We start from the raw sequence: 12,410 nt of genomic DNA, 5'->3' as shown, positions 1-12,410 counted from the left end.
GGCCTGTCGTCACTGTACTCCATGACGCGCTATTGAGGTTTTTCAAAAGGCTTGTCGAACGTGATCTTCGGCTCTTTCCATGGCCCTTCGACCTTGTACTGCACGCTGGCAAAACGCGCAACGCGATCACCCAATAACTTGTCTACCAGAAACAGCGCGCCACCAATGGCCGGGGCACCGACAATCAGCGCGGCAATCGGCAGATTATTGGTGACCGGCAGGGTGACCAGCAGTTTGGCATCGACGCGGTCACGCACCATATCCAGCGTACCGTTGAGCTCAAGGTTGCTCGACGGGCCGGTCAAGGTAATGGGGTTGCGTGTGACATAAACACCATCACTGGCCACCAGCAGCCCTTTGACCCGGTCGTAACTCAGGCCTTTGCCCAGCAGGTCGGAGAAGTCCAGCCGCAGGCGACGGCCGATCGAGTTGAAGTTCAGCAGACCGAAGACCCGCAAGGCCTGCGCACCACCCTCCACTTCCACGAACTGCCCCTGGCGCAGCGTAGCATCGAGGCTGCCAGAGAAACGCTTGAGCCCGACCCAGGCAGGCGAGCCCGGCCAGCGCCCATCGGCGTCCATCTCGAAACTTTCACTGGTGACCGTGGGTGCAAAACCCCAGGCTTTCAGGACGTCAGCCAGATTCTTGCCACTGAGCTGACCTTTGAACCAACTGCTGCTCGCTCCCGGCGCGCCTTCCCAACTGCCATCGCCCTTCAGCAACAGCCCCTTGAGTTCCAGATTCATGTCGGACAAGCGAATCCCGGTTGCCGAAGGCCTGATCTTCAAGGCCCAGCTTCCCAGCAATTGCTCGCCCTGATACAGCTGGGCAATCTTGATATCCGTCGCCGGGATCTTGCTCGGGTCGACATCAGCCAGTGGGTCGGGCGGATTTTCGACCACGGCAGCGTTCGGATCGGGAGCAGGCAAGCGTACATACAGCAGGTCAATACCAATCGGAACGGCCTTGCTATCCGGCAGCGTGGCCGAGCCCTTGACCAGCCCGCTGTCCAGCGAAAGCGCCCATGCGCTCGCATTACGCTGCAACTGCACACGAACCTGATCCAGCGTCATGCCCATTGCAGTCAGCTTGCCGACCTGCAAGTCCACACCACTGAGCAACTGCCTGGCACTACCGCCCGGATCGTTGCCCGAATAGCGCTGAGCAATGGCCTGCCAGGGCGCGACATCCAGCTCAGACAGGTTGCCACGCAGGCGCAAGCCCTTGGCATCGGGAACAATGGCGCTCCCCTGCCCCAGAAACAGCTCACCTCGTCCGTCTGCCAACTTGCCGCCTGGAGCGGCAAAAGCCAGATTCGCCAGCCCGCCATAGGACGCCCCGAAACGCCGCTCGGCGCCCTGAAGTGTCATGCGGAACTCACTGGCACGCTCTTCTTCACTGGCCTTGCCGAAGGGAGCCGGCAGATCGACCGTCACACCTTTGAGCCCGGAGTTGATGAGCAAAGAGCTATCGCCCTCATTGAGGGTCAGTTGCAGTTGATAAGGTAAATCGCCCGATACAGGCAACGGCTGGCTGATCCCCAGCCATTCGGTCAGTTTTTTCAGCGTGACCTGCCCGCTGGCAACGACACGGGTCACGTTGGCGCCCGGCTTGCCTTCTGCAACGACCTCCGCCGTCACCGGACGATCGAAGGCCTGGGCACGAATCCCCTTGCCGCTGACGCCCTTGGCACTGTCGAAGCGGAAATCACCTTTGAGCTGGGTAAGCTCCAGCACCGGATCGGCGATCTTCAAGCGCGCGCCCTCGGTACTGAAATCCACGGCGACCTTCGGCTCACCGTCCTTGACCAGCGGAATATCCAGTTTCAACTTGCCCTTGAGCGGCCCTTCGCCCTGCCAGCCAGCAAATGTACTGCCGGTGCCGATGGGCGCCTCCTGAAGAATCTTCATCCCATCGGCCACAGTGCCGGCAAACTCGCCATCCACCAACAGATGGCTTGGCTGCCCGGCCGGGACATGGGGAATATTCACCAGCACATTGCTGACTTGAGTATCGAGCAATTGTCCTTTGCTGGCCTTGACACGCACGCCGCTGTTTTCGACATACACCTTGCCATCCACGCCCTTGAGCGATGGCCAGCCCGGCTGGAATGCCAGCGTGGCGTCATGCACATCGAAAAACAGGCTGATGACCCGGGCGGTATCCGGCGAGTTCTTGTTCAGCGACCCCTGATACTGGAAGAAACCCTGATTGACCGCTCCCCCGACAACCGCAGTGCGCAGCCATTTATCCAGCTCCGGGCTCAATATGGCAGGCAGGTACTTGCCGGTATAGCGACCGTCGCCATCGACCATGCCGACCCGCAGGTCCATGTAATCTTCCTGATCATGGTTGAAGTGCAGGCGGATCAGGAAGTCAGCCGCAATCTTGCCTTCTTCGCCCAGGACCTTGATGTAAGGAGCAATCAGGGTGAAGCCCTGATCATCCAGCTTCCAGGTCAGACGAGCATTGGCCTTGAGGTAGTGCCAGGGATTCTTGAAGATCGGGTCCAGATGCAACATGAAGTCATCGGTGGCCAGACGCAGTTCACCCTGCCCCAGATCACCACTGATGGCGCCACTGACGTTTCCGGCTGCCGGAGCGCCGTGGTAAGCGTTGAAACCCACCTTGTCCAGATTGGCGGCAAAGCTCAGACGCTTGTCGCCCGTTTCCTGAGGCCGGTAATCGAGCAGAACATTGCGCAGGCCGCCAGTCGCCTTGAGGTTGTTGAGTACCGTCCTGAAACCTTCTGGAAGTGGCGCAACGGAGTCGAGCAGCGGCGTGACGGGCGTCAGGTCCAGCTTGTCGGCCTGAACATGCCAAAGCTCTTCGCGATCAGATGTGGCAGCCGTCCGGGTCAGTTTCAGACGACTTTCCCAGCGATCCTTGCCCAGGCTCATGGCCAGCGAATCCAGAGTCAGATCGAAGCCCGTCTCGCTGCGCTGGAACCAGGCATTGAGGGCCAGATTGTCGACAGTCGCAGGCTTGCGCTCGGCGTATCCCGTCTTGACCTGCGGCGCATTGAGTCGTGCGACAGCGCTCTGGACCGTGCCCTTGCCCCAAGTCAACCAGAACTCGCCACCCGCCTTGAGCGTGGAAACCTTCCATTCACGAGTCAGAGCCTTGGGCAGCCATTTGGCCCAGTCGCTCTGTGGCAGGCTCAGATACAGGTCGGCTTCGCCGTCCTTCCACTGGCTGGCCTGGATACGCGAGCGCAGGTTCAAACTCAGCGGCTGGCCGTCCGGCAGGGTCATGCGCGCATCAAGACGCTGATGATAACTGCCGGTCATCAGGCTGAAGCTGACATAGGTGAGGGTCAGCGGCGACTCATTGAAAGGTTGCAGTGTCACCTGACTGTCGAGCAACGACAGGCGCGACACGATCTGCATCTGGTTGAGCATTTTTTCGGGATCGAGTGGCGCGTTGTCCTGCACCGGCAAGCCCTGGACTGCCCAGGCACCGTCCTTGTCCTGCTTGAGAATGACCTGCAGGCCGCCGACCTCAAGATGCGCGATACGCACACCCCGGGATTTCAGGCTGCCCCAGATATCGGGCAAGACCTTGACCTGATCCAGACGCAAGGCACTGGCGCCCTCGCCAACCATCACATCACGAGCAACCAGCACCGGAGAAAAACCGCTCCAGCTTCCTTCCAGACTCCCGACGCTCAACGGCATGCCAAGCGCAGCACTGGCACGGGTTTCGACATCGACCCGATACTCGGCAACCATCGGCATCAGTTGACGCCCGAGGCTGACATACAAGGCAGCCAGAATCAGCGCCAGCGCGCAAAGACCAAGCCCCCAGCGAGTCAGGGCAGAAAAGAAACGGAACAGACGCTCCATATCAGAAGGCCCTCCGCAATAAAGTTCGCCAGTCAGCCTTGCTGAAATGAACCTGGCTCAATAGTGCAGGTGCGGCCCGGTACAGGTTTTGCTCATTTACCACGCATCATTCTCGTTATAAGGGCTTACGGCTCGCCGGCCTGTGCATCAGGCTTTTACAAAGCGAGCAACTTCAGAGCAGCACCACGTCATATTGTTCCTGCGAATACATGGTTTCTACCTGAAAACGAATGGTGCGTCCGATAAAGCTCTCCAGTTCAGCCACATTACCCGACTCTTCATCGAGCAGCCGGTCCACAACCCGCTGGTTGGCCAATACACGATAGCCCAGCGCCTGATAGGCCCGGGCCTCACGCAGGATTTCGCGGAAAATCTCGTAACAGATGGTTTCCGGCGTCTTGAGCTTGCCGCGCCCCTGGCAGCAGTGGCAAGGCTCGCACAGCACTTGCTCAAGGCTTTCACGGGTACGCTTGCGGGTCATCTGCACCAGCCCCAACTCGGTGATCCCGATGATGTTGGTCTTGGCATGGTCGCGCTCCAGCTGTTTTTCCAGAGTGCGCAGGACCTGGCGCTGATGCTCGCCATCCTCCATATCGATGAAGTCGATGATGATGATGCCGCCCAGATTGCGCAGGCGCAGTTGCCTCGCAATGGCCGTCGCAGCTTCCAGGTTGGTCTTGAAGATGGTTTCTTCCAGGTTGCGATGGCCGACGAACGCACCGGTATTGACGTCGATGGTGCTCATTGCCTCGGCCGGATCGACCACCAGATAGCCACCCGACTTGAGCGGCACCTTGCGCTCCAGGGCCTTCTGGATTTCGTCTTCCACACCGTACAGGTCAAAGATCGGGCGCTCGCCGGGGTAATGCTCCAGGCGATCGGCAATTTCCGGCATCAGTTCGGCCACGAACTGCGTGGTTTTCTGGAAGGTTTCCCGGGAGTCGATGCGAATCTTCTCGATACGCGGGCTGACCAGATCGCGCAGTGTACGCAGCGCCAGGCCGAGGTCTTCATAAATCACGTTGGGCGGGCTGATGGTCTTGATCTGCTCGCCGATCTGGTCCCACAACCGGCGCAGGTAACGAATGTCCATGAGGATCTCGTCGGCACCTGCACCTTCGGCAGCGGTGCGCAGGATAAAACCGCCCGCTTCCTTGATGCCTTCCAGCGCCACGCAATCGCTGACGACTTTCTTCAGCCGTTCGCGCTCGCCCTCGTCTTCGATCTTCAGGGAAATGCCCACATGGGCCGTGCGTGGCATGTACACCAGATAACGCGACGGAATCGACAGTTGAGTCGTCAGGCGTGCGCCCTTGCTGCCAATCGGGTCCTTGGTGACCTGCACGACCAGACTCTGGCCTTCATGGACCAGAGAGCTGATGGTTTCCACAGCCGGGCCTTCACGCATGGAAATTTCCGACGCATGAATGAAAGCGGCGCGATCCAGCCCGATATCGATGAACGCGGCCTGCATGCCGGGCAACACCCGCACGACCTTGCCTTTGTAGATATTGCCGACGATGCCCCGACGCTGGGTCCGCTCGACATGGACCTCCTGCAGAACACCGTTTTCCACCACTGCCACCCGCGACTCCATCGGGGTGATATTGATCAGAATCTCTTCACTCATGGCTTTTCACCTTCCAGGCATTGCCAACAGGGTATGCCGAAACTGCCCAGCAGTTCTGCGGTTTCGCACAGAGGTAGCCCAACAACTCCAGAATAGCTGCCATGCAGCTCTTCGACGAAGATCGCTGCCAGGCCTTGAATAGCATAACTGCCCGCCTTGTCCTGCGGCTCGCCACTGGCCCAATAGGCCTGGATTTCAAGGGGTTGAACAGGACGAAAGCGCACGCGACTGGCCACGACACGGGCCTCGCTGCGCTGATGACTGACCAGCGCAATGGCCGTCAGCACTTGATGCTCACGCCCGGACAGCGCGGTCAGCATTGCCAAGGCATCGGCTTCATCGACTGGTTTACCGAGAATGCGGCCGTCGAGCACTACGGCGGTGTCGGCACCCAGGACACAAGCTGCTTCATCGTCCAGCAACGCCAGACCGGCTTTGGCCTTGCCAAGCGCCAGACGCTCGACATAGGCCGTCGGGGCTTCATCGATCAGAGGGGTTTCGTCGATTTGCGCACTCAGCGCAGTGAAAGGCACACCGATCTGAGTGAGCAGTTCACGGCGGCGCGGTGAGCCAGAAGCCAGATAAAGCAAGGGCATAAGGACATCTCCGTGTCTGTGACGATGAGCGCAGCACGACGCAGGTCTGCGCTCAGGCTGCGCTTAGTTGATTTTCAAACGCTTGCGCAACCCACGTAACCCATAACTCACCCATGGCCACAACAAGGCGCTGACCAATGCGGGCAGGACAAGAGCCAGCGTTGGCTGGCGATTGCCGTTCAAGGCGCTGATCCACAACTGGGCAAGCTGTGCCAGACCAAAGACCACCAGCAGCACAAGGCATTGCTGCCACATGGGGAACATGCGCAGACGTTGCTGCAAAGACATGACCAGAAACGCGATCAGCGTCAGGATCAAGGCGTTCTGCCCCAGATAATTGCCGTATAGCACATCTTCCATCAGGCCCAGCAGCCAGGCAGTGGTCATGCCGACCTTTTGTGGCAGAGCCAGGACCCAGAAGCTCAGGAGCAACGCCAGCCACAGCGGGCGAAAGATTTCCATGAACTGCGGCAGAGGCGAAATGCTCAGCAGCAGACCAATGGCGAACGTGAGCCAGACAACCCAGCCATTGCGCCCGGAGACATGACTAACCATAGATTCGCTCCCGAGTGTTGGAAGGTGTAGACGCCGGGGGCTGAGACGTAGCGGGTCTTGCGGCAGGGCGTGCCGGTGCCTGCTGAGTCGCCGGGGCTGCGGCCGGAGCCGAAGTACCGTGGGCGGCAGGCCTGGCGTGGCTGGTGCTGGTCGGGAACGACGGAATCGCTGGTACCGGCACCATCGGGAAAGCAGGTGACAGCGGCGGGATCGTTGGTGCCACTGTCGGCTCGATGCCTTTCTCAAGAGATTCCTGCGCCTGAGCCGCATCGGCGGCACGCTCTTCCGGCGAACGGCCATCGGAGAACACCAGCAGCAGGTAACGGCTGCGATTCAAGGCCGCAGTGGGAACGGCGCGAACAATGGCAAATGGCTGCCCGGAGTCATGAATGACCTCCTTGACCGTCGCCACCGGATAGCCCGCCGGGAAACGCTGCCCCAGGCCGGAACTGACCAACAGATCACCTTCCTTGATGTCTGCGGTATCCGCCACATGCCGCAGTTCCAGACGCTCCGGGTTGCCGGTGCCGCTGGCGATGGCTCGCAGGCCGTTGCGGTTGACCTGCACGGGAATGCTGTGGGTGGTGTCCGTCAGCAGCAGGACACGCGAGGTGTAAGGCATCAATTCGACCACCTGCCCCATCAGACCACGGGCATCGAGCACCGGCTGGCCAAGGACAACGCCATCGCGCTCGCCCTTGTTGATGATGATGCGGTGAGTGAAGGGGTTGGGGTCCATGCCGATCAGTTCGGCGACCTCGACCTTCTCGTTGACCAGCGCCGAGGAGTTGAGCAACTCACGCAGGCGAACGTTCTGCTCGGTCAGTGCCGCCAGCTTTTGCAGGCGACCTTGCAGGAGCAGGGTTTCGGTCTTGAGTTTTTCATTTTCGGCGATCAGCTCGGTACGGCTGCCGAACTGGCTGGCAACCCCCTGAAACATGCGTTGCGGCAGATCGACGATCCAGTAGGCCTGCATCAAGACCAGCGACATCTGACTGCGCACGGGCTTGAGCAGCGAGAAGCGTGCGTCCACCACCATCAGCGCGACCGACAGCACGACCAGCACCAGCAGACGTACGCCCAGCGATGGGCCTTTTGCGAAAAGCGGTTTAATAGGCCGCTCCTCCCGGGCATGCGATCAAAGGATCGAGCTTCAATTGGCTGTTATTCATGCGGTATGGAACCGGCCTGGACAGATGAAAGAAATAGGCACCTTGTTTCGGCGTCAGCCTAACGCATACAGGTAGCACAAGCGCTACCTGCATACAAAAGACCCCTATGAACAGCGCCCCGGCGAATTACTCGCTGGAGAGCAGGTCCATGGTGTGCTTATCCATCATTTCCAGCGCACGACCACCACCACGCGCCACACAGGTCAGCGGGTCTTCGGCAACGATGACCGGCAAACCGGTTTCCTGAGCCAGCAGTTTGTCCAGGTCACGCAGCAGCGCGCCGCCACCGGTCAGCACCAGACCACGTTCGGCGATATCGGAAGCCAGCTCCGGCGGAGATTGCTCCAGAGCACTTTTGACAGCCTGAACGATAGTTGCCAGAGACTCCTGAAGGGCTTCGAGCACTTCGTTGGAGTTCAGGGTGAAGGCACGTGGAACGCCTTCGGCCAGATTACGGCCGCGCACGTCGACTTCACGGACTTCGCCGCCTGGATAGGCTGTACCGATTTCCTGCTTGATGCGCTCTGCGGTGGATTCACCGATCAGGCTGCCGTAGTTGCGACGCACGTAAGTGATGATCGCTTCGTCGAAACGGTCGCCGCCGACACGAACGGATTCGGCATAGACAACACCGTTGAGCGAGATCAGGGCGATTTCAGTGGTACCACCACCGATATCGACGACCATCGAGCCACGGGCTTCTTCGACCGGCAGACCGGCACCGATGGCAGCGGCCATTGGCTCTTCGATCAGGAATACTTCACGGGCACCAGCGCCCAGAGCCGATTCGCGGATTGCGCGACGCTCGACCTGAGTGGACTTGCACGGCACGCAGATCAGCACACGAGGGCTGGGCTGCAGAAAGCTGTTTTCATGAACCTTGTTGATGAAATACTGAAGCATCTTCTCGCAGACGCTGAAGTCGGCAATAACGCCGTCTTTCATCGGACGAATGGCTGCGATGTTGCCTGGAGTACGGCCCAGCATACGTTTGGCTTCGGTACCGACAGCCACGACACTTTTCTGGTTGCCGTGGGTACGAATGGCAACAACAGAGGGTTCATTCAGAACGATACCGCGCTCACGCACGTAAATAAGGGTGTTGGCAGTGCCCAGGTCGATGGAAAGATCACTGGAAAACATGCCACGCAGTTTCTTGAACATGGGATATGGGACCCTAGGGAACGCGTGGGTAAAAAAGTGCGGCAAACTCTAACAACGACAGGGATTTTGGGCAAGGAGCCAATATGTTAAATTGGCGGTTTTCTGAACACGCCCCCCGACGTTTGCGGCTTTAAGACCGCACAAACGCGGTGGTGTTCCGCAATTTGCTGACAGACCCGATTCGTCAGCATTCCACTGGAGATACCCCATGGCGCTTGAACGCTCCGACGTGGAAAAGATCGCCCATCTGGCCCGACTGGGCCTGGATGACGCCGATATCCCGCGTACTACCGAAGCACTTAACAGCATTCTTGGGCTGGTCGATCAGATGCAAGCGGTCGATACCACAGGCATCGAGCCGCTGGCTCACCCGCTGGAAGCCTCCCAGCGCCTGCGCGAAGACGCCGTTACAGAGCACAATCGTCGCGATACTTACCAAGTCATCGCACCAGCGGTCCAGGACGGGCTTTATCTGGTTCCGAAAGTCATCGAGTAAGGGAAAGAGCCTGCATGCATCAAATGACTCTGGCCGAGATCGCCCGCGGACTCGCCGATAAAAAGTTTTCTTCCGAAGAACTGACCCGTGTCCTGCTGGCGCGCATCGCGCAGCTCGACCCTCAGCTCAACAGCTTCATCACCCTGACCGAAGACCTGGCCATCACTCAGGCCCAGGCCGCAGACGCACGCCGCGCTGCCGGTGAGAATGGCGCCTTGCTGGGCGCGCCTCTGGCACACAAAGACCTGTTCTGCACCCAGGGTATCCGCACCAGTTGCGCCTCGCGCATGCTCGACAACTTCAAGGCACCGTATGACGCAACCGTGGTTGCCCGACTGGCGGCCGCGGGCACCGTGACACTTGGCAAGACCAACATGGACGAATTCGCCATGGGTTCGGCCAACGAGTCCAGCTACTACGGCGCGGTGAAAAACCCCTGGGCCCTGGAACACGTACCAGGCGGTTCGTCCGGCGGCTCGGCTGCGGCAGTTGCTGCACGCCTGCTGCCTGCTGCCACCGGCACCGACACCGGCGGTTCGATTCGCCAGCCCGCTGCACTGACCAACCTCACCGGCCTGAAACCGACCTATGGCCGTGTTTCCCGCTGGGGCATGATCGCCTACGCTTCCAGCCTCGATCAGGCAGGCCCAATGGCGCGCACCGCCGAAGACTGCGCCCTGCTGCTGCAAGGCATGGCCGGCTTCGATCCGCAGGATTCCACCAGTATCGATGAGCCTGTGCCGGATTACTCCGCCAGCCTCAACACCTCGCTCAAGGGCCTGCGTGTCGGTTTGCCGAAGGAATACTTCAGCGCCGGCCTCGACCCACGCATCGCGCAACTGGTACACGAAAGCGTCAAGGAGCTGGAAAAGCTCGGCGCGATCGTCAAGGAAATCAGCCTGCCGAACAACCTGCATGCGATTCCAGCCTATTACGTCATCGCTCCGGCAGAAGCTTCATCCAACCTGTCGCGCTTCGACGGCGTACGTTTCGGCTATCGCTGCGAAGAGCCCAAGGACCTGACCGATCTGTACAAGCGCTCCCGCGCCGAAGGCTTCGGCCCTGAAGTACAGCGTCGCATCATGGTCGGTGCCTATGCGCTCTCGGCTGGCTACTACGACGCCTACTACCTGCAAGCGCAGAAAATCCGTCGCCTGATCAAGAACGACTTCATGAACGCCTTCGCCGAAGTCGACGTGATTCTCGGCCCGACCACGCCAAACCCGGCCTGGAAGATCGGTGCCAAGAACAACGACCCGGTCTCTGCATATCTGGAAGACTTCTACACCATCACCGCCAACCTTGCGGGTCTGCCGGGCTTGTCCATGCCAGCAGGTTTCGTCGACGGCCTGCCGGTCGGTGTGCAATTGCTTGCGCCGTATTTCCAGGAAGGCCGTCTGCTGAACGTGGCCCATCAGTATCAGCAAGTCACTGACTGGCACACACGCACACCTGAAGGCTTCTGAGGAGCAATTAATATGCAATGGGAAGTCGTCATCGGGCTGGAGATTCACACCCAGCTTTCGACCCAATCGAAGATTTTCTCCGGTAGCGCCACCACGTTCGGCTCCGAGCCCAACACCCAGGCCAGCCTTGTGGATCTGGGCATGCCGGGCGTGTTGCCGGTGCTCAACAAGGAAGCCGTGCGCATGGCCGTCAAGTTCGGCCTGGCGGTCAATGCCGAAATCGGTCAGCACAACGTGTTCGCCCGCAAGAACTACTTCTACCCGGACCTGCCCAAGGGTTACCAGATCAGCCAGATGGAATTGCCGATCGTCGGCAAGGGCCATATGGACATCACCCTTGAAGACGGCACGGTCAAGCGCATCGGCATTACCCGCGCTCACCTGGAAGAAGATGCGGGCAAGAGCCTGCACGAAGACTACAGCGGCATGACCGGCATCGACCTGAACCGCGCCGGTACTCCGCTGCTGGAAATCGTGTCCGAACCGGACATGCGCAGCGCCAAGGAAGCCGTGGCTTACGTCAAGGCAATCCATGCGCTGGTTCGCTACCTGGGCATCTGCGACGGCAACATGGCCGAAGGCTCGCTGCGTTGCGACTGCAACGTGTCGGTTCGCCCCAAGGGCCAGGCCGAATTCGGTACTCGCTGCGAGATCAAGAACGTCAACTCGTTCCGCTTCATCGAGAAGGCGATCAACAGCGAGATCCAGCGCCAGATCGACCTGATCGAAGACGGTGGCAAGGTCATCCAGCAGACTCGCCTGTACGACCCGAACACCAACGAAACCCGTGCCATGCGCAGCAAGGAGGAAGCCAACGACTACCGTTACTTCCCCGATCCGGACCTGTTGCCGGTCATCATCGAAGACTCGTTCCTCGACGAAACCCGCGCCACCCTGCCGGAATTGCCACCGCAGAAACGCGAACGCTTCCAGAGCCAGTTCGGCCTGTCGGCCTACGATGCCAGCGTGCTGGCTTCCAGCCGCGAGCAAGCCGACTACTTCGAGCAAGTGGTCAGCATCGGCGGCGACGCCAAGCTGGCGGCCAACTGGGTCATGGTCGAACTGGGCAGCCTGCTGAACAAGCAAGGCCTGGAAATCGAAGAGTCGCCGGTCAGCGCCGAGCAACTGGGGGGCATGCTCAAGCGCATCCTGGACAACACAATCTCCGGCAAGATCGCCAAGATGGTGTTCGAGGCCATGGCCAATGGTGAAGGCAGCGCCGACGAAGTCATCGAGAAGCGTGGCCTGAAGCAGGTTACCGACAGCGGTGCCATCGAATCGATGCTCGACGAAATGCTCGCCGCCAATGCCGAGCAGGTCGAACAGTACCGCGCCGCAGACGAAGCCAAGCGCGGCAAGATGTTCGGTTTCTTCGTTGGTCAGGCGATGAAAGCCTCCAAAGGCAAGGCCAACCCGCAGCAAGTGAACGAACTGCTGAAGGCCAAGCTCGAAGGCTAACTCAAGCCGTAGGAGCGAATTTATTCGC

General features: G+C 59.8%; 9 protein-coding genes. 3 read left to right on the top strand and 6 right to left on the bottom strand.

What is annotated here, in order from left to right; genetic code table 11:
• Positions 1-29: 29 nt before the first annotated feature.
• The 6 genes from JL015_RS13455 to mreB all read right to left on the bottom strand — a co-directional run bounded on the left by JL015_RS13455 (position 30) and on the right by mreB (position 8,962).
• Positions 30-3,845 carry a YhdP family protein gene (locus JL015_RS13455; protein ID WP_201018785.1) on the bottom strand — a complete coding sequence of 1,272 codons (3,816 nt, stop codon included), beginning with the start codon at positions 3,843-3,845 and terminating at the stop codon, positions 30-32.
• A 172-nt stretch (positions 3,846-4,017) separates the two neighbouring features.
• Positions 4,018-5,475: a ribonuclease G gene (rng, locus tag JL015_RS13450; protein ID WP_201005803.1), complete on the bottom strand. Its 1,458-nt coding sequence runs from the start codon at positions 5,473-5,475 to the stop codon at positions 4,018-4,020.
• Positions 5,472-6,071 (bottom strand): Maf family protein, encoded by a 600-nt coding sequence (locus JL015_RS13445; RefSeq protein ID WP_201018784.1) that lies wholly within the window; start codon positions 6,069-6,071, stop codon positions 5,472-5,474. The genes rng and JL015_RS13445 overlap by 4 nt, the downstream gene beginning before the upstream one ends.
• A 63-nt stretch (positions 6,072-6,134) precedes the next feature.
• Complete coding sequence (gene mreD / locus JL015_RS13440; protein WP_201005807.1) at positions 6,135-6,626, bottom strand: rod shape-determining protein MreD; 492 nt, start codon at positions 6,624-6,626, stop codon at positions 6,135-6,137.
• A complete protein-coding gene (mreC, locus tag JL015_RS13435; protein WP_201018813.1) occupies positions 6,619-7,740 on the bottom strand; it encodes a rod shape-determining protein MreC in 1,122 nt (373 codons plus the stop codon). The genes mreD and mreC overlap by 8 nt, the downstream gene beginning before the upstream one ends.
• Positions 7,741-7,924: 184 nt before the next feature.
• Positions 7,925-8,962, bottom strand: coding sequence for a rod shape-determining protein MreB (mreB, locus tag JL015_RS13430; RefSeq protein ID WP_002555108.1), 1,038 nt, complete (start codon positions 8,960-8,962; stop codon positions 7,925-7,927).
• Between the two features lie 208 nt (positions 8,963-9,170).
• Here mreB and gatC point away from each other — a divergent pair, with 208 nt between their 5' ends.
• The 3 genes from gatC to gatB are packed head-to-tail and all read left to right on the top strand — an operon-like array spanning position 9,171 to position 12,382.
• Complete coding sequence (gene gatC / locus JL015_RS13425; RefSeq protein ID WP_201005809.1) at positions 9,171-9,458, top strand: Asp-tRNA(Asn)/Glu-tRNA(Gln) amidotransferase subunit GatC; 288 nt, start codon at positions 9,171-9,173, stop codon at positions 9,456-9,458.
• Positions 9,459-9,472: 14 nt separating this feature from the next.
• Positions 9,473-10,924 carry an Asp-tRNA(Asn)/Glu-tRNA(Gln) amidotransferase subunit GatA gene (gene gatA, locus JL015_RS13420; protein ID WP_201018783.1) on the top strand — a complete coding sequence of 484 codons (1,452 nt, stop codon included), beginning with the start codon at positions 9,473-9,475 and terminating at the stop codon, positions 10,922-10,924.
• 12 nt (positions 10,925-10,936) lie between these two features.
• A complete protein-coding gene (gatB, locus tag JL015_RS13415; protein ID WP_201005811.1) occupies positions 10,937-12,382 on the top strand; it encodes an Asp-tRNA(Asn)/Glu-tRNA(Gln) amidotransferase subunit GatB in 1,446 nt (481 codons plus the stop codon).
• Positions 12,383-12,410: the final 28 nt, after the last annotated feature.

This window comes from Pseudomonas cichorii, assembly GCF_015471405.1.
GTDB classification, from domain to species: domain Bacteria; phylum Pseudomonadota; class Gammaproteobacteria; order Pseudomonadales; family Pseudomonadaceae; genus Aquipseudomonas; species Aquipseudomonas serbiensis.
Note: the sequence above shows the minus strand (reverse complement) of the source record. Positions and strands in the feature narration are given on the sequence as shown.

Excerpts from the sequence above, each read along its gene's own strand:
- JL015_RS13455 (WP_201018785.1), bottom strand. The coding sequence starts at position 3,845 with ATGGAGCGTCTGTTCCGTTTCTTTTCTGCCCTGACTCGCTGGGGGCTT.
- JL015_RS13445 (WP_201018784.1), bottom strand. The coding sequence starts at position 6,071 with ATGCCCTTGCTTTATCTGGCTTCTGGCTCACCGCGCCGCCGTGAACTG.
- mreD (WP_201005807.1), bottom strand. The coding sequence starts at position 6,626 with ATGGTTAGTCATGTCTCCGGGCGCAATGGCTGGGTTGTCTGGCTCACG.
- gatA (WP_201018783.1), top strand. The coding sequence starts at position 9,473 with ATGCATCAAATGACTCTGGCCGAGATCGCCCGCGGACTCGCCGATAAA.
- gatB (WP_201005811.1), top strand. The coding sequence starts at position 10,937 with ATGCAATGGGAAGTCGTCATCGGGCTGGAGATTCACACCCAGCTTTCG.
- mreB (WP_002555108.1), bottom strand. The coding sequence starts at position 8,962 with ATGTTCAAGAAACTGCGTGGCATGTTTTCCAGTGATCTTTCCATCGAC.
- gatC (WP_201005809.1), top strand. The coding sequence starts at position 9,171 with ATGGCGCTTGAACGCTCCGACGTGGAAAAGATCGCCCATCTGGCCCGA.
- rng (WP_201005803.1), bottom strand. The coding sequence starts at position 5,475 with ATGAGTGAAGAGATTCTGATCAATATCACCCCGATGGAGTCGCGGGTG.